24 protein-coding genes and 5 pseudogenes are annotated in these 22224 nt (G+C 69.6%); 7 read left to right on the top strand and 22 right to left on the bottom strand.

Annotation, left to right across the window (positions count from 1 at the left end):
- Positions 1-93: 93 nt before the first annotated feature.
- A complete protein-coding gene (locus tag AC5677_RS04445) occupies positions 94-681 on the top strand; it encodes a TetR/AcrR family transcriptional regulator (RefSeq protein WP_497193697.1) in 588 nt (195 codons plus the stop codon).
- A 43-nt stretch (positions 682-724) separates the two neighbouring features.
- Here AC5677_RS04445 and AC5677_RS04450 read toward each other — a convergent pair whose 3' ends face one another.
- The 7 genes from AC5677_RS04450 to AC5677_RS04480 form a co-directional block, all read right to left on the bottom strand.
- Positions 725-1213 (bottom strand): hypothetical protein, encoded by a 489-nt coding sequence (locus AC5677_RS04450; protein ID WP_497196504.1) that lies wholly within the window; start codon positions 1211-1213, stop codon positions 725-727.
- A 140-nt stretch (positions 1214-1353) separates the two neighbouring features.
- Entirely contained in the window at positions 1354-2028 is a 675-nt protein-coding gene (locus AC5677_RS04455) for a uracil-DNA glycosylase (protein WP_497196505.1), read from the bottom strand.
- Between the two features lie 158 nt (positions 2029-2186).
- Entirely contained in the window at positions 2187-3152 is a 966-nt protein-coding gene (locus AC5677_RS04460; protein ID WP_497193698.1) for an aldo/keto reductase, read from the bottom strand.
- A 138-nt stretch (positions 3153-3290) separates the two neighbouring features.
- A complete protein-coding gene (locus AC5677_RS04465; RefSeq protein ID WP_497193699.1) occupies positions 3291-4061 on the bottom strand; it encodes an SDR family oxidoreductase in 771 nt (256 codons plus the stop codon).
- Positions 4062-4078: 17 nt separating this feature from the next.
- Positions 4079-4840 carry a 3-oxoacyl-ACP reductase FabG gene (gene fabG / locus AC5677_RS04470; protein WP_497193700.1) on the bottom strand — a complete coding sequence of 254 codons (762 nt, stop codon included), beginning with the start codon at positions 4838-4840 and terminating at the stop codon, positions 4079-4081.
- Between the two features lie 206 nt (positions 4841-5046).
- Positions 5047-5442 (bottom strand): DUF3037 domain-containing protein, encoded by a 396-nt coding sequence (locus AC5677_RS04475; protein WP_497193701.1) that lies wholly within the window; start codon positions 5440-5442, stop codon positions 5047-5049.
- Between the two features lie 112 nt (positions 5443-5554).
- A complete protein-coding gene (locus AC5677_RS04480; protein WP_497193702.1) occupies positions 5555-6379 on the bottom strand; it encodes a HipA family kinase in 825 nt (274 codons plus the stop codon).
- Between the two features lie 661 nt (positions 6380-7040).
- Between AC5677_RS04480 and AC5677_RS04485 the strand changes: the two are divergent.
- A pseudogene (locus AC5677_RS04485) lies at positions 7041-7768 on the top strand (NF041680 family putative transposase); the annotation flags it as partial.
- A 118-nt stretch (positions 7769-7886) separates the two neighbouring features.
- On the opposite strand, the gene AC5677_RS04490 reads toward AC5677_RS04485, so the two are convergent.
- A complete protein-coding gene (locus tag AC5677_RS04490; RefSeq protein ID WP_497196506.1) occupies positions 7887-8699 on the bottom strand; it encodes an SAM-dependent methyltransferase in 813 nt (270 codons plus the stop codon).
- A gap of 186 nt (positions 8700-8885) precedes the next feature.
- Between AC5677_RS04490 and AC5677_RS04495 the strand changes: the two genes are divergently transcribed.
- On the top strand, positions 8886-9038 hold the full coding sequence (locus tag AC5677_RS04495) for a hypothetical protein (protein ID WP_497193703.1): 153 nt from the start codon (positions 8886-8888) through the stop codon (positions 9036-9038).
- Between the two features lie 264 nt (positions 9039-9302).
- Here AC5677_RS04495 and AC5677_RS04500 read toward each other — a convergent pair whose 3' ends face one another.
- The gene (locus AC5677_RS04500; RefSeq protein WP_497196507.1) at positions 9303-10295 is read right to left on the bottom strand and encodes an aldo/keto reductase; all 993 of its coding nucleotides are present in this window, start codon (positions 10293-10295) and stop codon (positions 9303-9305) included.
- Positions 10296-10376: 81 nt separating this feature from the next.
- Positions 10377-10589 (bottom strand): annotated as a pseudogene (locus AC5677_RS04505) (MerR family transcriptional regulator); the annotation flags it as partial.
- Between the two features lie 196 nt (positions 10590-10785).
- Between AC5677_RS04505 and AC5677_RS04510 the strand changes: the two are divergent.
- A pseudogene (locus tag AC5677_RS04510) lies at positions 10786-11454 on the top strand (IS5 family transposase); the annotation flags it as partial.
- A gap of 97 nt (positions 11455-11551) precedes the next feature.
- Here the strand turns inward: AC5677_RS04510 and AC5677_RS04515 are convergent.
- The 3 genes from AC5677_RS04515 to AC5677_RS04525 form a co-directional block, all read right to left on the bottom strand.
- The gene (locus tag AC5677_RS04515) at positions 11552-11899 is read right to left on the bottom strand and encodes a YciI family protein (RefSeq protein WP_497193704.1); all 348 of its coding nucleotides are present in this window, start codon (positions 11897-11899) and stop codon (positions 11552-11554) included.
- 68 nt (positions 11900-11967) lie between these two features.
- Positions 11968-12858 (bottom strand): Vgb family protein, encoded by an 891-nt coding sequence (locus AC5677_RS04520; protein WP_497196508.1) that lies wholly within the window; start codon positions 12856-12858, stop codon positions 11968-11970.
- Between the two features lie 5 nt (positions 12859-12863).
- Complete coding sequence (locus AC5677_RS04525) at positions 12864-13520, bottom strand: CatB-related O-acetyltransferase (protein WP_497193705.1); 657 nt, start codon at positions 13518-13520, stop codon at positions 12864-12866.
- A gap of 235 nt (positions 13521-13755) precedes the next feature.
- Between AC5677_RS04525 and AC5677_RS04530 the strand changes: the two genes are divergently transcribed.
- Positions 13756-14724, top strand: a complete 969-nt coding sequence (locus AC5677_RS04530) for a LysR family transcriptional regulator (protein WP_497193706.1) — start codon at positions 13756-13758, stop codon at positions 14722-14724.
- Positions 14725-14827: 103 nt separating this feature from the next.
- Here AC5677_RS04530 and AC5677_RS04535 read toward each other — a convergent pair whose 3' ends face one another.
- The 3 genes from AC5677_RS04535 to AC5677_RS04545 all read right to left on the bottom strand — a co-directional run bounded on the left by AC5677_RS04535 (position 14828) and on the right by AC5677_RS04545 (position 16659).
- On the bottom strand, positions 14828-15070 hold the full coding sequence (locus tag AC5677_RS04535) for an SDR family oxidoreductase (protein WP_497193707.1): 243 nt from the start codon (positions 15068-15070) through the stop codon (positions 14828-14830).
- 457 nt (positions 15071-15527) lie between these two features.
- Positions 15528-16292: a class I SAM-dependent methyltransferase gene (locus AC5677_RS04540; protein ID WP_497193708.1), complete on the bottom strand. Its 765-nt coding sequence runs from the start codon at positions 16290-16292 to the stop codon at positions 15528-15530.
- A 112-nt stretch (positions 16293-16404) separates the two neighbouring features.
- Positions 16405-16659: a hypothetical protein gene (locus AC5677_RS04545; protein ID WP_497193709.1), complete on the bottom strand. Its 255-nt coding sequence runs from the start codon at positions 16657-16659 to the stop codon at positions 16405-16407.
- Here AC5677_RS04545 and AC5677_RS04550 point away from each other — a divergent pair.
- Positions 16658-16870: a hypothetical protein gene (locus AC5677_RS04550; RefSeq protein WP_497193710.1), complete on the top strand. Its 213-nt coding sequence runs from the start codon at positions 16658-16660 to the stop codon at positions 16868-16870. The two genes, AC5677_RS04545 and AC5677_RS04550, sit on opposite strands and share 2 nt — an antisense overlap.
- 172 nt (positions 16871-17042) lie before the next feature.
- On the opposite strand, the pseudogene AC5677_RS04555 reads toward AC5677_RS04550, so the two are convergent.
- The 5 genes and pseudogenes from AC5677_RS04555 to AC5677_RS04575 all read right to left on the bottom strand — a co-directional run.
- Positions 17043-17144, bottom strand: a pseudogene (locus tag AC5677_RS04555) (DUF5655 domain-containing protein); the annotation flags it as partial.
- A 19-nt stretch (positions 17145-17163) separates the two neighbouring features.
- Positions 17164-17993, bottom strand: a protein-coding gene (locus tag AC5677_RS04560; RefSeq protein WP_497193711.1) for an IS5 family transposase whose coding sequence is annotated in 2 segments (ribosomal slippage) — positions 17164-17652 and positions 17655-17993 — 828 coding nt in all. Because the reading frame shifts where the segments join, the coding sequence is not laid out codon by codon here.
- A 70-nt stretch (positions 17994-18063) separates the two neighbouring features.
- Positions 18064-18453 (bottom strand): annotated as a pseudogene (locus AC5677_RS04565) (DUF5655 domain-containing protein); the annotation flags it as partial.
- A gap of 194 nt (positions 18454-18647) precedes the next feature.
- Positions 18648-19205, bottom strand: a complete 558-nt coding sequence (locus tag AC5677_RS04570) for a DUF3291 domain-containing protein (RefSeq protein ID WP_497193712.1) — start codon at positions 19203-19205, stop codon at positions 18648-18650.
- A gap of 476 nt (positions 19206-19681) precedes the next feature.
- Positions 19682-20494, bottom strand: a complete 813-nt coding sequence (locus tag AC5677_RS04575; RefSeq protein WP_497193713.1) for a hypothetical protein — start codon at positions 20492-20494, stop codon at positions 19682-19684.
- A gap of 329 nt (positions 20495-20823) precedes the next feature.
- Between AC5677_RS04575 and AC5677_RS04580 the strand changes: the two genes are divergently transcribed.
- On the top strand, positions 20824-21090 hold the full coding sequence (locus AC5677_RS04580; RefSeq protein WP_497193714.1) for a hypothetical protein: 267 nt from the start codon (positions 20824-20826) through the stop codon (positions 21088-21090).
- On the opposite strand, the gene AC5677_RS04585 is transcribed toward AC5677_RS04580, so the two are convergent.
- The gene (locus AC5677_RS04585; protein WP_497193715.1) at positions 21087-22055 is read right to left on the bottom strand and encodes a hypothetical protein; all 969 of its coding nucleotides are present in this window, start codon (positions 22053-22055) and stop codon (positions 21087-21089) included. The two genes, AC5677_RS04580 and AC5677_RS04585, sit on opposite strands and share 4 nt — an antisense overlap.
- Positions 22056-22224: the final 169 nt, after the last annotated feature.

The following is a 22224-nucleotide window of genomic DNA, read 5'->3' on the forward strand; positions in this document are numbered from 1 at the left end:
AACGCGTCCACTACAGCCGTAGTCGAAGCGTCCGGTGCAGCCATCGCCGCCACACCTACTACGGCCGTAGTGGGCGCGATAGGCTCACCTCCCATGAACGCCCGCAGTACGCCGCGCCATGAGCTGATCGCCGACACCGCCCTGACCCTGCTCGCCGAGCGCGGAATGCGCGGGCTGACCCACCGGGCCGTCGACGAGGCGGCGGGACTGCCGCAGGGCTCCACCTCGAATGTCGCGCGCACCCGCGCGGCGCTGCTGGAGACGGCGGTACGGCGGCTGGCGGAGCGGGAGGCGGCCGTGCTCACACCGGACGAGATGCCGCCCGCCGCGGACGGCACCCCGGCGGCGGTGGCCGATGCCCTCGCGCTGGCCCTGCACCGCTATCTGTCGGGCCACCGGCAGCTGCTCGTCGCCCGTTACGAGCTGGCCCTGGAGGCCTCTCGGCGGCCCGAGCTGCGGGTTCTGTACGACCGGGCCGGGCGGGGTTTCCGGGAGCCGATGGTCGCGATGCTGACGGCGGCCGGCTCCACCGACCCGCAGCGGCATGCGCTCAGCGCGATCGCCTGGTGCGACGGGGTGCTGTTCTCCTGTACGGCGGGGCAGTTCCACGGCGCCGTACCGAGCCGGGCCGCGCTGCGGGCGTCGTGCGCCGAGCTTCTGAACGGAATGCTGCGGGGATAGCGCCCGGGGCAAGCGTCGGAGCGGCACCTGGGCACGGCGGCCGCTACGCCTCCGCGCTGCCGCCCGCTTCGAGCCGTACCGCCAGCCGGTCGATGGCCTCCCGCAGGCCCTGGCGGTACTCGCCGTCGGCCACTCCGCTGGTCGAGGCGCGGGCCCTGAGCAGCTGGGCGCGGGCGTCGGCCGGGCGGTCGAGGGCGACGTAGTCGGCGGCGAGGTTGAGGTGGAGCGAGGGGAAGAAGGCACACAGGGCGCCGGTGTCCGTGCCCGTGGCGCGCTCGGTGACGAAGCCCTCGGCCGCTTCGAGGGCACGCAGGTCCCAGTCGAGTTCGTCCCTGGGGTCGTCCTGGGTGTCCGCCATGTAGTGGGCGAGCGTGCAGCGGTGGAAGGCGTCCCCCTGAGGCCCGATCTCGTGCCACAGCTCCAGGAGGCGGTTGCGGGCCTCTTCCCTGTCCCCGGCGCGATGCAGCATGATCGCCTGGCCGATCCGGATGAGCACGCCGTCCAGCGGCGTCTCCTCCCGCTCCTCCGTCACCGCACTCACCCCGCGCTCGTTCGCCGGCCCTCCCCCCGACGCTAACCGCCGGGGGAAGCCGCCGCGCGCCGTGGGCGGCGCGCCGGATGGAGCGGCCCGGCCGGCCTGACGGTCCGGCTCGGCCCGCGTGACGGTCCGGCTCAGCCGGCGTTCAGGTCGGGGATGCGCCAGTCGATCGGGGTGTGGCCCTGTGCGGCGATCGCCTCGTTGATCTGGGTGAACGGGCGGGAGCCGAAGAACTTCTTCGCCGACAGCGGCGAGGGGTGCGCGCCCTGCACCACGGCATGCCGCTCCTCATCGATCAGCGGCAGCTTCTTCTTGGCGTAATTCCCCCACAGCACGAACACCGCCGGGTCGGGCCGGGCGGCCACCGCGCGGATCACCGCATCGGTGACCTTCTCCCATCCCTTGCCCTTGTGGGAGTTGGCCTCGCCCTCGCGGACCGTGAGGACGGCGTTCAGCAGCAGCACGCCCTGCTTGGCCCACGGCATCAGATAGCCGTTGTCCGGAACCGGGTGGCCCAGCTCCTCCTTCATCTCCTTGTAGATGTTGCGCAGCGACGGCGGCGTCTTGACGCCGGGCTGCACGGAGAAGCACAGGCCATGGCCCTGCCCCGCGCCGTGGTAGGGATCCTGCCCGAGAACCAGCACCTTCACCTGGTCGTACGGTGTGGCGTCCAGCGCCGCGAAGACCTCCTCACGGGGCGGGTACACCGGGCCCTTGGCCCGCTCCTCCTCGACGAAATCGGTCAGCTCCTTGAAATAGGGCTTCTCCAACTCCTCGCCGAGGACCCCGCGCCAGGATTCGGGCAGCATGTCGGTCACCACGTCAACAACCTCCGTTGTGCGTTCCGTTCTCATCATCAGAACTTACCGGCGACCACTGACAACGCGGTCCGCGGGCGCCGGATCCGGGCCCCGGCGCGGAACCACTGACCTGGGCGGCGGCTCGGACGCCGCGCCGGGCGGTGCCCTCAGGCGGTGTCGAGCCGCGCGCGCTGGTACGGATCCAGCTCCAGGTCCAGCGCCGCCAGGCACTCGTCCAGCTGCCCCACGGAACTCACCCCGAGCACCGGCACCACCGGCACCGACCCTCCCATCAGCCATGCCAGCACCACCTGGTTCCGGGTGGCGCCGCACTCCGCCGCGACCTCCGCCAGCACCCGCATGCGCACCACCGAGCCCGGATGGTCGTAGCGCTCCGGCAGCGGTTTGTCCGTGCGGGTGTAGGCGCCGTCCATCAGGGGCGAGTAGCCGAGGAGGGTGACCCCGGGGTGCGCGGCCGCGTAGTCGAGGAGCTCCTCGTCGGTCTCCCGCTGGAGGCCGGACGGCAGGTCCCGGCGCGGATGCAGATAGGTGTGCCGCTGCTGTACGGCCCGGAAGCCGGGCAGACCGCGCCCGGCGGCGGCCTGCCGGGCCTCGGCCAGCCGCCATGTCGGATGGTTGCTGGCGCCGAGGGCGCCCACCTTGCCGTCCCTGACGAGCCCGCCCAGCGCCTCGACGGTCTCCTCCAGGGGGACGGCGCGGTCCTCGATGCCCGCGTAGTAGAGATCGACCCGGTCGGTGCCCAGGCGGCGCAGACTGCCCTCCAGCGCGGCGCGGAGCGCGGGCCCGGCCAGCCCCTCGGCGTTGGCGGGCCACCGGGCGCCGCGGGCCCGATCGGGCCGGGCGCCGCCCTTGGTGGCCAGGACCGTACGGCCGGCCGCGCCCCGGCTGCGCAGCCAGCGGCCGAGCAGCAGCTCGCTCTCGTCACCGGTCGCGCCGGGCACCCAGCAGGCGTAGTGGTTCGCGGTGTCGACGAAGGTGCCGCCGGCCTCGGCGAAGCGGTCCAGGACGGCGTACGAGGTCCGCTCGTCGACCGTGGTCCCGAACGGCAGCGTCCCCAGGCACACGGCGCTGATCCGGGGACCTTGATCACCGCCGAGGGTGCGGTAGTGCATGGTGCCTCTCCCTCACAGAGTCCGCTGACGCGCGTGGTGCCGGCCCCGTCGGGACCGGCACCACGGACTCTGCCTCTTGGAGCGCACACGAACGCAAGGCCCGGCGCCCCCAAGGGGGACTCCTCTCACCGGGAGCGCTCAGACCCCCGCGTTGAGGAACAGCCCACCGTCGACGACCAGCGTCTGCCCGGTGATCCACCCCGAGGCGTCGGACAGCAGGAAGGCCGCGGCCCCGCCGATGTCCTCCGGGACGCCGAGCCGCGCCATCGGGTAGCCGGCCGCCGCCTCCTCCTCGCGGTTCTCGTACAGCGCGGCGGCGAACTTGGTCTTGATCACCGCGGGCGCGATGGAGTTGACCCTGGCCACCGGCGCGAACTCGTGCGCGAGCTGCTGCGTCAGGTTCACCATGGCGGCCTTGCTCATGCCGTACGCGCTGATGAAGGGCGAGGCGTTGAGGCCGGCGATGGAGGTGATGTTGACGATCGCGCCGCCGTTGTCCTTCTGCCAGGCGTGCCAGGTGCGCTGCGCGAAGCCCAGCGCCGAGATGACGTTGGTCTCGAACACCTTGCGCGCGACGCCGAGATCGAGGTCGGCCATGGGGCCGAACACCGGGTTCGTACCGGCGTTGTTGACGAGGTAGTCGACGCGGCCGAAGGCCTCCATCGCGCGCTCCACGGCGACGGCCTGGTGGGCCTCGTCGTGCGCCTTGCCCGCGACGCCGATCACCCGGTCGCCGCCCAGCTTCTCGGCGGCCTCCTTGAGGGCGTCCTCGTTGCGGCCGGTGATCACGACCCGGTCGCCGCGGGCCACCAGGGCCTCGGCGATGCCGTAGCCGATGCCCCGGCTGGCGCCGGTGACCAGCGCCACCTTGCCGCTGAGCTCGGGGAGCGCGTTGTCCTGCTCGGTCATGTCCTGAACTCCCGTGGTCAGTTGAGCGGTCCGCCGGCGACGTACATGACCTGGCCGGAGACGAACCCGGCCGCCTCGCCCGTGAAGAAGGCGATGGCGTTGGCGATGTCCTCCGGCCGGCCGACGCGCTGCACCGGGATCTGGGTGGCGGCCGCGGCCTGGAAGTCCTCGAAGCCCATGCCGACGCGCTCGGCGGTGGCCGCCGTCATGTCGGTGACGATGAAGCCCGGGGCGACGGCGTTGGCGGTGACGCCGAACTTGCCGAGTTCGATGGCGAGGGTCTTGGTGAAGCCCTGCAGACCGGCCTTGGCGGCCGAGTAGTTGACCTGGCCGCGGTTGCCGAGCGCCGAGCTGGAGGAGAGGTTGACGATCCGGCCGAACTTGGCGTCGACCATGTGCTTCTGACAGGCCCGCGACATCAGGAACGCGCCCCGCAGATGCACGTTCATGACCGTGTCCCAGTCGCTGTCGCTCATCTTGAACAGCAGGTTGTCGCGGAGCACGCCCGCGTTGTTGACGAGCACGGTCGGCGCGCCCAGCTCGGCCGCGACCCGGGCGACCGCCGCCTCCACCTGCTCCGAGTCCGAGACATCGCAGCCGACCGCGATGGCCTTGCCGCCCGCCGCGGTGATCTTCTCGACGGTGTCCTTGCACGCCGCCTCGTCGAGGTCGAGTACGGCGACGGCGCGGCCCTCGGCGGCCAGGCGTACGGCGGTGGCCGCGCCGATGCCGCGGGCCGCGCCCGTCACGATGGCGACGCGCTGCTCGGTGGTGGACATGCGGGTTCTCCTCACCCTCGAAACCTCGAAAGCGGCTCGCCGCACCGGCCGAACAGGTGAGCAACCGCTTAGTAGGGCTGACGCTAGAAGCCCGGCCACCGGCTGTCAACGCCCCGCCCCAGTGCCGTAACCCACCTCACCCGACACAACAGCGCCGGGCCCGTAGGAGACGGGCCCGGCGCGGGCATCAGCGGTGTTCCGGCGGCTCAGCGCACCAGCAGCTCCAGCAGCCGCTTCGCCTCGGCGGCGGGGTCGGCGGTCAGGCCGGTGTGGACGGGGCCCGGCTGGACGATCGTGCTGCGCGGCGCGATCAGCCAGCGGAAACGGCGCCCCTCGTCGTCCCCCGCGGCCTGTCCGGCCTGTGCGCCGCCGTGACAGATGCCCTCGACGGCGGTGAGCGCGGCCCGTACACCCTCGACGTCACAGGCGGGATCCAGGGCCCGCAGCCGGGCCTCGTCCAGATGGACCCGGGCCTCGACAAAGCGCCGCGCCCGGCAGTACACGATGACCCCGGCGTTGATCATCTCGCCCCGCTCGACCCGCGGCACGACCTTCAGGAGGGCGTACTCGAAAACATCGCGCCCGTTGTGCAGACCGCTCATGCCGAAACCTCGCTCCGCTCGGCCCCGCATTCGCGAGGCGCGCACCTCCTAATGGTTATCCCCATGGTTATCCCCCGGCCTCCGGCCGGGGGGACTCGCATGCTGCACCCGCTCACGTCACGACCCTCCGCGGCAGCTTGCCCGCCAGCCATTCCGGTGCCTTGGAGGGGGCGTCCTTGGTGGGTTCCCCGATGGTGATGTGGTCGCTGATGATCTCGGCACGGGCCAGCAGCGTCCTGACGTAGGCCCGGCGCAGGTCGTCCGGCGCCTCGAATCCCGGCTCGTCGGTCAGCCATTCGTCGGGAACCTCGGCCGCGATCCCGGTCAGCAGCTCCTCGGTGATACGCGGCGCGAACTCGGCGGCGGCCGCGGCAACATCCGGGGCGAAACCGGCCAGCACATGATCGGAGGCGTCGAAGGGCTTGATCGCGGCCTTCTCCGCGCTGGGCCAGTTGTGGTGCCAGATCATCGTGGCGCCGTGGTCGATCAGCCACAGCTCGCCGTGCCAGACCAGCATGTTGGGGTTGCGCCACGACCGGTCGACGTTGTTGATCAGCGCGTCGAACCACACCACGCGCCCCGCCTCGCGCGCACTCACCTCGAACGCAAGCGGATCAAAACCCAGCGACCCGGGGAGATAGTCCATCCCGAGATTCAGCCCGCCGCTGGCCTTGAGCAGCTCCTGCACCTCCTGGTCGGGCTCGCTCAGCCCGATCACGGGGTCGAGCTGCATCTGGACCAGATCCGGCACCCGCAGCCCGAGCCGGCGCCCCAGCAGCCCGCAGATGATCTCGGCCACCAGGGTCTTACGCCCCTGACCGGCACCGGTGAACTTCATGATGTACGTACCGAGATCGTCGGCCTCGACGATTCCCGGCAACGATCCGCCCTCACGCAAGGGCGTGACATAGCGGGTCGCTATCACTTCAGTCAGCATTTTCCCAGGCTATCCGACCAAGTGGCCTTACAATGAACGATTAAATCCAGACGCTCACGAGCCGGTGAATCCGCCGCGATCAGCCCTGGAGAGAATCTGGAAAGTTTCCACCGGCACGATGGATCCCGTGGATCCCATGCATCCCCCTTCCTCTCCGAGCAGTCCGTCAACGGCAGTGCGCCCCGCCCCTTGCTCCCGGCCCCCGGCACGACCGTGCGCATAGTAACCGAGCGTGACAGCCGGCGAGGAGTGCCCGAGCCACCCACCGCGCCACAGTCACCACGGACTCCCCCGCCTCCGCCATCATCGAGGCGTAGGTGTGCCACAGCACGTGGAAGCCGTCCTTCGGCGCCGCCTCCCACTGCCACGGCTTCGCACCCTTGGGACGCGGAGGGATGACACCGGCTTTGGCAAGCGCGGGTTTCCAGCTGTGGGTGTTCCACGTGTTCACGGCCACGGCGTTACCGAATCGCGCGGGAAGCAGCAGGGAGAAATTCCTCCGCGGCCCATCCGACCCCGGCTTCTCCCACGGAAGCTCCACCTCCGCCGGCGAGAACATGCCGACATGGCGCGTCAGCTTCTCGGCCACCGAGGAGGGCATGTCGACGCTACACACCTTCGCCCCTTTCAGCAGGACGTCCCGGTGCCGTGGATCTCACCGCCACAGGGCGGGCGCCCGCCGAAGCACGGCAAGGAACTCCGCTTCGCCGAGCCTGACACCTGGGGCGAGCCCGATGCCGCGACGGTACAGGTCACCGACCGCCATGGCACCGCCCGCGCAATGGCCTGGAACCGCATCCATCCTCGTCTGACCACTCGCTCCGCATGGATCGACCACACCAGTGAACTCCCCGCCATCGAGGGCACGTTGATCCGTCTGGAGGTCGACCGCCTGCCCGACGGCCACGACCCACTCCCCGTCTGGCTGTGGTCGTCGGCCACCGGCCTGTCGGGCGAGGGCGTCGACCTGCGCCGGCAGGCGTTCCTGCGCAGATTCGACCTGGAACACACTTTTCGGATGATCGAGCAGACGCTGGGCTGGACGGACCCGCCCGAAGCCTCGCACCCCCGAGGCGGCGGACCGGTGGACCTGGCTGGTCATCGCGGCCCACACCCAACTTCGCCTGGCCCGGCCGCTGGCCGCGGACCTCCGCCGCCCCTGGGAGAAGCCGACCGAGCCCGGCCGACTCCCGCCCGGGGCCGCTGGGGGTTCAGGAATCTCCGCCCGAACTTGCCCTTCCCGGCCCGTGCACCGAAACCCGACCGGCCCGGCCCGGCCCCGGCAGACCGCTCGGCTCGAAGAACCGCCACCCCGCCACCCCGCCACGACATGGGCAAAACGGCCAGGCGGCCCGGACCATCGCCGAACGCGACCAGCTCAGGCCATAAAGAACAAGCTCAGTGGTCGTAGCCGGTCAATGCGCCCATGACCGGCTGGCCTCGCATGAACCTGGCTCCACTCATCAGGCCCCCTTGGAATCGATCATCCAGGGACCCGGGAGGCCCTCTACCGGCGGACCGCCGAGATCAGTCCGCCGGGCCGCTCCTCGCGCTGCGGCGGGGTGCTGATCGGGCGGCCGTAGGCGGCAGCGCGCTCGCGCAGGGTGTGGCTGTCGGCCTCCCAGCCGTGCCCGGCCAGCCAGCCCACCGGGTCGTCGGGCATCTCCGAAACCCACATGGACGCCGCCGATCCCGGCGCGGCGTCCGCGCCGAAGCGCTCGATCACGCCGCGCGAGCCCAACGCCAGCCCCATCCGACTGCCTGCCGCCGACTGCGCGCTGATCCGGGCCAGCAGCAGCTCCACCGCGTCCTCGGGCAGGTAGATCAGCAGTCCTTCGGCGATCCACACGGTCGGCACCGCCGCATCGTGCCCTGCGGCCGCCAGCGCGCCTGGCCAGTCCTCCCGCAGATCCACCGCGACGGTGATCCGCTCGCAGCGTGCGACGGCCCGCTCCTGGCGCAGCACCGAAGCCTTGAAGTCCAGTGGCGCGGCGGTGTCGACCTCGAACAGGCGGGTGCCCTCGGGCCAGTCCATCCGGAAGGCCCGGCTGTCCATACCGGCGCCGAGCAGCACGACCTGCCGGACCCCGGACGCGGAGGCCTGCTGCAACAGGTCGTCGAGGAACTTCGTCCTGATGACGATGGAGGACGACACGGCCAGCCGGCGGCGTCGCGCGGCCTCGTCATCGGGCGGCGGCGAGGAGGGCCACAGGCCGCCGGCGGTGGCGAAGGCCTGTGCCAGTGGGTCGCGGAACAGCGCGTTCTCCCGCTCGGTCTCCAGCGCCCGCACCCTGGCCACTCCCACCGCCGTGGCCCACACTCCCGACGGCTGCACCCGCTCCTGCTCATCAGTCACCGCGCCAGCCTAGATGGCCGATTCCAAGGGGCCTGATGAGGGGCGCCAGGTTCATGCGCGGCCAGCCGGTCTGCTTCGTGGATGAACCTCGTGGAGGTCTGGTTCGCCATCGTCGAGCGCCAGGCCATTCGCCGCGGTGACTTCAAGTAGGTGCCCGATCTGCACGCTGAAATCCGCGCCTTCATCGACGGCTGGAACAACGAGCGCACCTACCCGTTCACCTGGACCAAGGCCGCCGACGAGGTCTTGACCAAGGCCAAGCGTCCAACAACTCCAAAGCCGCGCCATTGGTCCGTCCCCTGAAGGTCGGGAACCTATCGCTGAACGACCGGCAGTTCGTGGCTCCCAGCGATGCGGTTCCCTTCGGATAGGTGATCGACTGGGACTCACCGGCGAATGGCAACGGCAAGAATGCAGTGATCATCCGGTATTCGGCGTCCCAGTGTTCCTCGTTCGAGTTGAGGGATTGTCGAAGAGTTGGTCAACGAGGAGGACGCCTGCGTTCCGGACCAGCCCTGTGCGTGGACGCGACTCGCGTGAGCGGGGGCCACTCCGAACGGGCGTGGACTATCGGTTGATGCGGCTCATGTCGGCGTACCGGTCGCCGACCGGCGCCGCCACCTCGGACAGCTGCTTCAGCTGCTCGGCCGAGAGCACCAGCTCGTCCGCCACCACGTTCTGCTCCAGATTGGCGACGCGGCGCGTGCCGGGGATGGGCGCGATGTCGTCGCCTTGCGCGAGCAGCCACGCGAGCGCAACCTGAGCGGGCGTCGCGCCGAGCTGCTTGGCGACGTCGTCCACCTGCTCCACGATCCGGATGTTCGCCTCAAGGTTGTCCCCCTCGAAGCGTGGGTTGGACCGGCGCCAGTCGTCGGCGTCGAGCTGGTCGAGCGAGCGGATCGTGCCGGTGAGGAAACCGCGGCCGAGCGGCGAGTAGGGCACGAAGCCGATGCCGAGCTCGCGCACGGTGGGAAGCACTTCGGCTTCGGGGTCGCGCGTCCACAGCGAGTACTCGGTCTGGATGGCGGTCACCGGGTGCACGGCGTGCGCACGCCGGATGGTGGCGGGCGCCGCCTCCGACAGCCCGTAGTGGCGGATCTTGCCTTCCTCGATCAGCTCGGAAAGCGTCCCGACCGTGTCCTCGATCGGCGTCCCCGGGTCTATCCGGTGCTGGTAGTAGAGGTCGATGTAGTCGGTGTTCAAGCGTCGCAGCGAGCCCTCGACCGACCGCCGCACATTCTCGGGGGTGCCGTTCAGCCCGAGGACAGGCAGTCCGTTCTCCTCGGGCACGAGATGGTTGATCTGGCCGAACTTGGTGGCGATGACCACCTCGTCGTGGTGGCCGGCGAACGCCTTGGCCAGCAGTTCCTCGTTCGTGTACGGACCGTAGATCTCGGCGGTGTCGAAATAGGTGACGCCCAGCTCCATGGCGCGGTGGATCGTGGCGATCGACCCGAGGTCGTCGGTGCCGGCGCCGGTGTAGCCCCCGGACATGCCCATGCAGCCGAGGCCCAGACGCGAGACCTCGAGCCCCTCTCCTCCCAGGGTGATCTTCTTCATGCGGACACCCTTTCTTGATAGAGACCGATCTTGTAGTCGATGGCGGCGAGGCTCGCCGTCTTCGCGCATTGTGGCGATGGGCATCGAGGTCATGCGCAGCTTGGCGAGAAGGGTCATCCAATTGAGGTCGGCCTTGGTGTATCGGCGATGGGTCGACGGTGCCCTGTCGACCGGCGCGAACACGTGCCCTTCGCGCTCGTAGTAGCGCAGCGTGTGCGTCGAGGGTCCGGTGCGTTCGGCGACATCGGAGATCGACATCGCGCGCGTGTGCTCGACCCTTGCCGATTCGGTCATATCAGTCACGGTAGAACTTGAAGTGCGATCTAAGTCAATCGGATGAGTCTGGGGGCGTCGGAGCCACCATGGCACCCTTGAGAGAGCCGCGCCATGTCGGCCGCATCCACCATCGAACTCTCGTTTTGGCGGCGACGCCGGCTTCCACGATGGCGCATTCTGAGGTTGAGGCGTCAACGAGGGGTCATGGGGTTCACGGCGTTTTCGCTATCCGGGCCGCAAGCCGCTCTCTGACCGGCACGTACTAAGCGGAATCCTGTGCGTGCTGCACACCGGTATTCAGTGGGAGTGGCTGCCGCAGGAACTGGGTTTCGGCTCCGGGATGACTTGCTGGCGGAGGCTGAGGACTGGCACGTCGCTGGGATGTGGGACCGGCTACACCAGGCGCTCTTGAGCGAGCTGCACCAGGCCCATGAGCCGGACTGGTCAAGGGCGGTGATCGACGGGTCGCATCGACCGGCACGTCGGGGCGGCCCAAAAACGGGGCCGAGCCCGGTCGACCGTGGAAGACCGGGCTCGAAACACCATGTGATCACAGACGCTCGCGGCACTCCGTTGGCCATCACGCTGACCGGCGGGAACCGCCATGACGTCACCGAGTTCCTGCCTCCACTCGACGCGATTCCCCACGTCAAGCGTCGAACCGGCCGTCCCGGCCACCGGCGACGCGAGCCGTTCGCCGATCGGGGCTACGACTTCGACAAGTACCGCCGCCGCTTGCTGCGGGAGTGCGGGAGCGCGGGATCAAGCCCGTCATTGCCCGCCGTGGTACGCCGCACGTGACGACATCCATGAAGCCCCCCTTAAGGTTGCCCGCTGCGTGATCACCTACCGACGTGTCCGAGCGATCGACCGGCTTTCCTGAACTTCGGCAGGCGTGCGGTACGGCGTCAACGGTGCCGACGGCAGCTGCGAAGCGCGGCGTTCCCGTTCGAACCGCTTCGTTACGACGGTGGTTGGGCTCAGGCGGATTCGAGGAGCGGGCGGATCTCGACCGTCTCCGGAGTAGGCAGGGACTTGGCCAGTTCGACGGCCTCTGCACGGTCGGCCACCTCAACCACGAACCAGCCGCCGAGGGTCTCCTCGCCGGTGTGCGCGGGCCCGTCGGTCACGGAAGACGCCCCGTCTGTCGTCTTGCGCACGGTCGCCGGGGTGTTGTGCTCGGTTTCCAGGGCGTCGCCGCCGACCAGCTTTCCGGCCGCCGCAAGTGTGCCGATCCAGGTCTGGTAATCCGCGCGGTAGGTGTCCCGGTCGGCCTGGATCCGGCGGCGTGACTCATCTGTCTCAAAGATCACGAGTGCGTATTTCACGGATGTTCCTCTCCGGTCGCCGTGTGGGCGGCCGTTGTTGACGTTGGCGGGTGTAAGGGGGTCGTTGGTCAGGTGGCGTTGTCCACGGGGGCGATGCGAGCCAGCGCACCGATCTCCAGAGCTGCCCACAAGGCGCCGTCGGGACCTGGGGTGATGCCGTGCGGCTCGGAGCCGGGGGTGGGCAGGTCGTGCACGGTGATGGTGCCGTCGGGAGTGATCGAGCCGACGCGGTTGCCGCCCCACTCGGTGAACCACGCAGTGCCGTCGTCGGCGACGGTGATGGCGTGGGGCCGGGCTGCGCGGTCGGGCAGCGGAAACTCGATGACCTGCCCGTCGGGGGTGATCCGCCCGATCTGACCGGCGGAGATCTCGACGAACCACAGCGCCCCGTCGCGCCCCGCGGTGATGCCTACCGGAGCGGCGTCCTCGGTCGGCAGTGAGTGAAGGGCCACTACGCCGTCCATGCCGATCCGCCCGATGGCGTTCGCCTGGTTGAGCGTGAACCACATCGCGCCGTCGGCGCCGGCGGTGATCGCGGAAGGGAATGCGCCCGTGACCGGGAGCGGGAACTCGGTGACCCGGCCGTCGAGGGTGATGCGACCGATGCGGTCGGCGGTGGTCTCGGTGAACCACAGGGCACCGTCCGGCCCTGCTGCGATACCGAAGGGCCCGCAGCCGGGGGTGGGTATCGCGAAGTTGTCGATGACGCCGCCGGTGGTGATCCGCCCGATCCGGTGTGCCTGGTACTGGGTGAACCACAGGGCGTCGTCGGGGCCGTGGACGATGACGGTCGGCCCGCAGGCGGGGTCGAGCTGGTGGCTCGTTGGTTGTCCGCCGGGGATCAGCCGACCTACCTGGCCGCTGTGGACCAGGGTGAACCACAGTGCGCCGTCCGGCCCGGTGGTGATGGAGTACGGTCCGGCTTCGCCGTCAGTCACGGCGTGCTCGTCGATGGACACGTGGGTCACAGGGGTTTCTCCAGATCGTGCTCGGCGGCGATGCGTGCGATGTCCGCGGGAGTTCCGGCCATGATGGTGCGGGCGTATTCGGTGACCAGGTCGGTAGGCCAGTCCCACCATGCCGCGCGGAGGAGTCGTTCGACGTCGTCGTCGGCGAACCGCTGCCGGATCGGCCTGGCCGGGTTGCCACCGACGATGGTGTAGGGAGGAACGTCGGCGGTGACCAGGGCGCCGGCCGCGATGATGGCGCCGTCGCCGATGTGCACACCCGGCATGACGGTCGCCTGGTGGCCGAACCAGACGTCATTGCCGATGACCGTGTCCCCGCGGCTGGGCATGGCCGTGACGATGTCCAGGGTTTCCTCGGCCCAGCGGCCGCCGAACATGGTGAACGGGAAGGTGGACACACCCGCCGTCGGATGCTCCGCGCCGGCCATCAGGAAGCGGGTTCCCGTGGCGATCGCGCCGTACCTGCCGATGATCAGGCGTTCCGGCCCGTAGGCGTACAGCACGTTGCGGTGCTCGAACTCCGTCGCACCGCCGGGGTCGTCGTAGTAGGTGTACTCGCCAACGACGATCTTCGGTGAGGCGACCAGCGGTTTGAGGAACACCACCCGGTCGTGCGCGGACAGCGGGTGAACGGTGGCCGGATCAGGTGCCAAGGTGAGGGTCCTTTGTACGGTGCGGTGCGGTGCGGTCCGCGGCGGCGGACGATGCGGAGAGGAGAAAGGGCAGGCAGGCACGGCTGACGCTGCTTCCAGCCGGGTGCCGGCGGGACGGCGGGACAGCGGGACAGCGGGACAGCGGGACAGCGCCCAGTCTCACCTAGGCTGTTCGGCCGGAACAACGACGATTTCCGCAAGGCAGCCATAAGCGGGAGTGATAAATGGGAGAGCCGTGGAACTGCGGGACATCGAGATCTTCCTGACGCTCGCCGAGGAGCTGCACTTCGGCCGGACCGCGGAGCGGCTGCATCTCTCCCAGGCACGCGTCAGCCAGTCCATCAGCCGGCAGGAACGCCGCCTGGGCGGCGCCTTGTTCGACCGCAGCACCCGCTCCGTGACACTGACGCCCCTGGGTCAGCGGCTGCGCGACGATCTCCACCCCGGCTACGGGTTGATCCGCAAAGCCCTGACCCGTGCGGAGGAGACCGCCCGCGGCTGCTCCGGGACCGTTCGGCTGGGGGCGATGGGCGTACTCCCCTCCGAATTGGCCTGGCTGGTCGAGGAGTTCTGCGCCCGCCACCCCCAGTGCAGCGTGGAGTTCGTGGAGTACCACTTCAGCGATCCGCTCGCCCGGATCCGGGCCGGCGAGGTAGCGGCCCAACTGATGTGGCTCCCGGTGCCTGAACCCGGACTCCGGCTCGGGCCCGTAGTGCTGACGGAGGGCCGGGTCCTGGCTGTGGCCAAGGGCTCCGATTTGGCGTCACGGGCTCGTGTGTCGCTTGAGGATCTGGCCGGTCGGACAGTTCCGGACCCCGGCACGCGTACTCCCGAGGAGTGGTTCGGGGCGATGTGCCCGGAGCGGACGCCGGGCGGGCGCCTGGTCCACCGCGGCCCTCAGGCGAGGACCTTCCACGAGGTCCTGGCCCTGGTCGCCACCGGGCGCGTGGTCTGCCCGCTCAACGCCCATGTCCCCCGCTATTACAGCTACCCCGGAGTGGTGCTGGTCCCGATCGATGATGCGCCACTCACCCAATGGGCGCTCGTCCTGCCCGAGTCCGCCCCCGCGCCGCATGTACGGGCATTCATAGAGACCGCCCGCGAACTCGGGGCGCGCGAGATTGACAGGGGCGGAGCCCGTGAAGAGCGACCAGGACGAGCCACAGCTGGTCATGGTCCACGCTCCTCAGTGCCCGACAACTGAGCCCAACAGGAAGAAGCCGGCCCAACCGCATTGTGTTAGTGGTTCTTAGAGGCTGCCCAGATAGGCATGGTCGGGGCACCGACACAGATAGTGCGTGGTGACGTCACAGGGTGCGTAGGGCGCCGCCATCGATGTGGATCGCGGTGCCAGTGATGCAGGACGCTGTCGGTGACAGGATGACGGCGGCCATGCGGCCGAACTCCTCAGGTGCGCCGTAGCGTCGCAGTGGGATTTCGGCCGTCCGTTCGGCGCGTGCTCGCTGCGGATCGCCGTTGGCCTGCTCCAGGCTTTCGGGGCGGTCGATTGCTAGTTGAGCCGACTTTGAAGCCGTTGACTCTGATGCCACGTGGCCTCAGCTCAGCGGCCGGCGTCTTGGCGGCCATGGCGAGTCCTGGGCAAAGTCCGTTGGACACGCTCATGTTCGGCCAGGGGGATTTCACTGACAAGGACAGCACGGAGCCGATCGATCCGTCGGGCGGGAGAACGGGTGCGGCAGTACGGGCAAAGCGCAGTGCGCCGCACGCCAGGAGTCGTCGCCCTCAACGTCGAGGTCGGGGGCCTCGGTGACGAACCGTTCGGCGAAGGCCACCTCGGTCCGCCACGCCTCCCATGCCGTAGCGACGCAGCGGGGTTGTCCGTGGCGCCGTCGAAGTCCCCGTCGGGGTCGGCAGTCGCGGAGAAGAGGGCGGCGCCGGGCACCTGCTGTTCGCCAAAGGGGAAGGCACCGTGCCAAGACCGCGGCCGTCCGCAAGGTCGTCACCCCACGGTCATCGCCGGTGTCGCACGAGAGCCATGAAAACCCGTCAGGGCTTCACGGCGTGGAGGATCCGCATCCCCCTGGAGTCTGCAGCGTCGTGGCGGATGTCCAGTCCCGCGGCCCGGCACTGTTCGACCAGCCAGGAGGACGCGATCCGCAGCTTGGGGTAGCTGCTTGCCTGTTGCTGCCAGGAGCCGTCCGTCCGGGTGTGGAGCAGGTCGTGGACGATCACCGTGTCCTCGTCGCGGTATTCGAGGAAGCAGGTGAGCAGCCGGTCGTCGCTGCTGCGGACCGGGATGAAACGGTCCGTGCCGCGCAGCTCCACTGTGAGATCGCGGTAGGTGACGACGAGATGGCCGCCCGAGGCGAGGGCACGGCTGATGTGGCCGAGCAGCACGGGGACGTCCGCCTTGGACGGGAGGTGGGGAAGCGTGTCACCCATGCAGACGACTGCCGCGACCGTGCCCGGCTCGGCCGCCTCGGGCAGCACGGTGCGAATGTCGCCGTGCACCGGCCGTACCGCCTCGGCGCCGGGGACGTACGAGACGAGCTCGTCGAGCAGCCGGCGGCTGTTGTCCACTGCGATCACGGAGGAGAAGCCGAGACGGACCAGCGCCAGCGTCTGTGCACCGGAGCCGCAGCCCAGGTCGATGGCCGTCCCGTCGTCTTCGGTCCCCGCCAGGCCGAGTTCCGCGAGCAGCGCGGCTTGCCGGTCGGCGATCTCGTGGATGTCGCCGCCCAGCATCCAGGTGTAGTGCTCGGCGAGCAGTCGGTCGTAGTGGTCGACGGTGGTACCCGCGTCGGGGGTCATGGCGTGCTCCTTCGGGTGGTCTGTACGCCCTGCCGTCCGCCGGTCTGCGCGAGCAGTGCGGCGTTGAGCCAGGTGAAGCGGAGCTCGGCGGGAGAGCCGGCGAGCCGGGACGCTACGCCGCCGGGGGCTCGGGGCAGTGCCAGAGCCGGAGGCCGGCGGCCGCCGGACCGAGCGCCGTCGAGTGAACAGCCACGATCACCGGCAGCCGGGAGCGCCGACCGGTGTGGATCGCGACCTGCTCATGATCGAGCATCAGTCCGCCAGTCCCCTCGTTGCCCGATTCGATGACGTCATACTGGACGACTGACTCGTTGGTGAGGTACCTGGCCGAACGTTTGGCTGAAGATCGGGTACGGGAGCCGGCCATGGACGAACTTGATTCGGAGATCGTCCGGCTTCTCCGACAGATGCACGGCAGTGTGGGGACGACGGTCGACCTGGGCGAGCTTGTCCTTGGCTCCCGCATCGAGCACAGCGCCGCCACTGCCGGTGAAGCCCTCGTGCTCGCCCAGCGGATCGGCGCCCCCGCTGCCTTCGCCAGATCAGCGACCTCGCACGCGGCTACGAACCCCACCTGAAAGTGCCGGGCGTTGAGCAGTTCCTCAACACCGTCCGGGCAGCGGCATGACACCGCCAGGAGGCTCCTCGTGAACTGCCGCGGCAGTCAGCCACACGACGCGGCGCCCTTGCCCACATGCTCTCCACGGCTTCACCTCGGGCTGTGGGGAGCATGTGCGGCTGCGTCTCACGCCGTTGCGGCGGACAGCGGCAGGCGAAGTTCCGCAGACGCTGGAAGGCCGTGTACTGCTTGCGCTTGACGCGGTTCACGCCATTCCCGAGCCCGAGCAGTGCCTAGGTTCTGTCTCTTTGGTCAGCGTCGGGTCCAGATGAGGATGGCGGCGAGGTGGAGTGCAGCCTGGTAGGCGATGGCGAGTTTGTCGGTTCGCATGGCCAGACCGCGCCACTGCTTGAGGCGGTTGATGCAGCGTTCGACGGTGTTGCGCTGCTTGTAGGCCTCGGCATCGAAGCCGGGTGGCCTGCCGCCGAGTCGGCCGCGTCGTCGACGATGGCCGATCTGGTCGGTGGGCTGTGGGATGACTGAGCGGATGCCGCGGCGGCGAAGATGCCCGCGGATCGCGCGGGAGGAGTACGCACGATCCGCGAGAACGGCCGTGGGCCGGGTTCTGGGTCTTCCGAGCCCGGCCCGTGGAACCCGGATGCGGGCCATCACGGCTTCGAAGGCCGGTGCATCGCCGGCCTGGCCTGCAGTGATAACGAGGGCGAGCGGACGCGCCCGCCCATCGCTTGCCAGGTGGACCTTGGTGCTCAGTCCGCCGCGGGAGCGTCCGAGTCCGTGATCGACGGGTTCGGACCGGCCGGCCGCCCCCCTTTCCCCGCGCCGGCGGCGTGCTGATGGGCCCGGCAGACGGTGGAGTCCACCGACACGGTCCAGCCGACGTCGTCGTCGGCGTCCGCCGCAGCCAGGACCGCGGTGAAGATGCGCTCCCACGTGCCATCGACGGCCCACCGCAGCAGGCGTTTGTGAGCGGTCTGGAACGAACCGAGCTCACCTGGCAGATCCCTCCAGGGGGAGCAGGTCCGGTACTTCCACGCGATGGCCTCAAGGGTGCGGCGGTGATCGGCCCACCGTCGACCACGGACCGGATCGGCCGGCATCAACGGCTCGATCCGGTCCCACATGGCATCAGTGATCACTAATCGGACGGACACACCCGATCAACTGACCAACCCATCAAAGAGACACGCTCTAGTCGACCGCGCGAGCCAGTTCCACCATCGACGCGCCCTGGACATCGGCTGACGCCCGAGCGACCGCCCGCCGGCGCGTCAGGTGGGTTGCCTGCATCCCGCCGCTGACGGACGCCACGGTCTCAAGCCCGAGCAGGTCGCTGCCGAAGAGTCGGTAACGGACCAGGTCGATCGACCTCCGGTGCTCGCACACGGCGTGGACGTCGTAGCGCGTGAAGTCGCCGGCGGTGCGGATCTGACGCGGTCCGCTCCACAGGACCTCGGACGCGGCCGTCGCCCCGAGCCGGCCGCGGACCAGGTGCTCGAACGAGGCGCGGTGGTCCATCAACCACGAGAAGCAGAACAAGCCCTGGTTGATGACGCCCGCATCAACGCCCCGCTTGCACTCCACTTTACCGACCGCAGGAGCTCGTGAAACGGCTCTGAACTGCGACGACTCATAGGCTGCATGTCCGTGACGGGGAGTCGGAGCCGTTTGGCTTTGTTCACGAGAACCGGGTTCTCGTGAACAAAGCCAGGCCGTTGCTGTTCGCCGTCATTCAATCGAGGCGTTTGACAGCGAATCCAGTCGTTCAGGCTTCCTTGTCAGCGAACCTGGTCGCTCTTCGGCCCGATGTCTTTGTTCCTGGTCGGAGTTCCGTCCGGGGCGAATGAGTGGTGGAAGGTGAAGGCGTGCGGCGCGGAGCCGTGGTCGTGGAGGTGTTCCAGTCTGGAAACCCCGTCCTGCCAGGTGGGTATCACGCCGTCGGAGACCCACCAGAACACGTAATTCGGGTGCCCTGTCCTCTCGAACCAGTCGTAACGCCTGTTCAGCGCCTCGCGGTGCAGACCGGTGTAGACGGCGTCGAGGGCGGGGCGCAGGTCGGTCCAGAGTGAGAGGGTCGTGGCCAGGGCGGTGGTTTCCACCGTACGGCCCTTGTCGTACCAGGTCGGTACGGCGAACTCTCCCCATGCACCCCAGTCCGCCCCGAAGAGCATGCCCTGGACACCGTCTGCCGCTTCGGCATGCGCGAGGTATCCGGGGTGCTGACTGATCTTCCGGTAGACGGCCTCACCGATGTCGTAGAACTCGCGCGTGAGAGGTGCGGGATCGGCGAGAGGTGACTTCAGGACGCCGAATGTGTACAGAGCAAGATGGGGCATGCGTCTCTCCCTGGTTGGGGGTGCCTGGTGTGGAACCGGTTCGGTGGCTTCCGCATGGGGGCGAGGAGTCGTGGGGCGTGACCGACTCATCCCGTCGCGGGTGGCTCAGCCTGAAGGAACTCCTGCGCGACCGTGGGCGATCGCCGAAGACCAGGTGAAGGTAGCGGCCTCTGCGGGCCCTGTCGAAGTTGCGTTTTCCCTGTCCAAGTGGCTTCTCGCACAGGCCCTTGCGGGAACTGGGGCGGTGGCGCTGCCTGCCGCCGTGGAAGTCCGCATCGGCCCGGCAAATGCCGAGAAGCAGCATCGACAACCCCGCTCAAGCCGGTGTGCCGCGGCGACGCCGGCGGCGTCGTCGGCGGGTCGGCACTGGCCGAGGTCGGTCTCGCGCTCGCTGGCCGAGCCGGGGCCGAGCAGGTCTTCAGCCTCAGCCAGGGACATTTTGACGTCCGGCCCTTCGGCGGGGGTGGCTCCTCGTGTTACTCCGCGGGCGCGATCTGCCAGGTGCGGTGACGTACGTCGAGCGTCGCGGTGAGGTCGGCCTGCGGCGGGAACGAAACGCCCAGCCGCCACGGCTCCGAAAGGGCCGCCAGCTCGATCGATACCTGATCCTCGGTGACTTTGCCCAGGGCTCCGATCCAGTGGGATGCCGTGGCGATCAGCCGTTCCGGCAGCCAGGGCCCGGGCTCGGGGACGCGTGAGAGGGGCGCCTCGGTGAGTTCGGTGAGGGCGGAGCCGGCCAGCAGCGTCAGCAGCCGCGCCAGGACTGCGGTCGGCAGGGCGGGGTCGCAGGTCTCCAACATCACGTAGCAGTCGTCGTGACCCGAGAACCAGACTCGGGAGTCTCCCAGACGGCTCAGGAGCGGCTCGTCGACGCCGGTCGTGCCGAGCACGAGGGCGAGCTCGTCGAGCTGCTCCGGGGTCACGTCGGCAGGCACGTCGATCAGGGTCAGCTCATACGGCGACCAGGTGCCGTCGAGGAGACGAGGCAGGAGGTCGCGGTCCATCACCAGGAGCTCCTCCCCGAGTCCGTACGTCCCGGACGCCCAGGATCCGAGGGAGTGGACCGTGCACAGCACGCCGAGCTCGGCCGCGATCAGCGAGGGCCGCAGTGTCTGCCAGTCCTCGTCCAGGTAGGAGTTGGTCTCCAGCGACACCACCGCCACCGCGTCGTTCGCCACGGCCACGAGCAGGTCGACCAGCTCGCCCGCCTGGGCCGCGGCGGCCGTCACCTGCCACGCACCCTCGGTCTCGCGGACGCTGAAGCTCAACGGGAAGGGCCGGCGCTCCATACCGACACAATTCACGCTGAACGCGCCCTGCTGCCCGACCTCGATCACTGCCGCACCCCCGAGAACCCACCGGACGCCACCGCGGAGCCCGCACCCATCATCGCCGGTCAGCGGGGCAGGCCTGCCACGGCCGACCACCCCTCGATGGGGCGTGCTCCGACGCCCAGGTGTAGTTCGCGTCGGGAAACGGCGTTCAGGGCCGCGGCAGGGACTCGACTCGACCATCTTCTGCGCGTTGACGGCGTACGGCGTGTGCGAGGTCGGCGCAGTGACGTCGATGCCCGGTACACCACGACGAAGTAAGACCGGAATCCGGCGGTACCGCGGGCGTGGGCATCTACGACCCGCTCAGCGAGGCCCACCGGGAGCGGTTGCCGGCCCTGCTGCTCGACAAGGACGCCTCCGGCACCACGAAGTACAACAGGCTGAAGCAGTCGGTGAAGGCCCCGACGTGGACGCACTTCCAGTGTTTCTGCTCCCGCCCGGCGATCCGATCTTCGGGCGCGCTGCGGATCACCGATCGGGGCTCGCCTGCCGCAGGTATCGATCCGCCGGACACCGCGGAAGGGCCGGAACGCTCAGCTTCGCGGCGTTAGCCCCGCCACCGCACCCCGTGCCGATGCCGCAGCCGGTGGATCTCCCACCAGGCCACCGCCGTCACCGACACCGGGCCGCCGAGGAACGCGCAGACCGCGAGCGGCACCGGGCCCGGCGGCAGGCCGCCCGCCGACAGGCCGAGGAAGGCGAACACCCAGACCAGGACGGAGGTGACCAGCGCGGGCAGCGCCGCATGCAGGGCGGACAGGTTGAAGGCGTGGCGTAGCGCCGGACCGGAGGCGAAGCAGAGGAAGAAGATCACCCACCAGAACGGCGCCCAGCACACGAACATCACGGACACCCAGAGCAGCAGTCCGAACAGCCCGTTGGCGCTGCTGGGCAGCAGCCCCATTCCCTTGCCCGCCGCCGTGAACAGCAGCGGCACCAGCGTCCAGGCACCGAAGTACCACAGGGCCGACCGGCCGGACGGCCACAGCTGCGTCCGCATGGCCCGCCGCGTCCCGGGCCTGGCCGCCCAGAAGAGCAGCGCCACCACCACCGCCGCACTCAACAGCGCTAACCACGGCGCGAACAACAGCCGTTGCAGGGCCTGCTGCTGTGCCTCCCACACGTCCTGCCAGCCACCGAACACGGCCAGCAGCAACCCCGACATGGCGAGGGCCACCCAGGCCCGCACCCGCTGCACCCGGAGCACCTCGGGATCCTCGACGTGCCCTTCCAGGCGTACGGGGAAGACCCGGCGCGCCATACGGCGGGCCGTACGGGCCAGTTGATAGCCGACCAGCACCGGCACGGTCAGCCACCACAGGCACGGGAGGAGCAGCACCAGCAACACCCCGGGACGCATCTGCTCCCGCCGCCCCCGCAACACCTCACCCAGCGGCGGCCATTCGTCCTCACGCAGCCGTCGCCACAGCGGCGTGTACAGCTGCGGTGGGTCGCTCGCGGGCCGCGGCCCGCCGTGTGGCGACCGCCCGGACGGGTGGGGTGCGTCGATGCTCATGGGCCTCCATTCCACGGTCCCGGAAGGGGACGCGTCCCAGCCGGGCCACGGTTCCCGACCGGGCGCCCCGTGCTGCCGGGCGCGCCGCGCCGGCCCCGGCACCGGGCATGAGGCGGCCCCCGGTCCGTGCGGCGGATCGGGGGCCGGGCTGTCGACACTTGCTCGTGCT

Source organism: Streptomyces sp. JLSY215 (assembly GCF_059682825.1).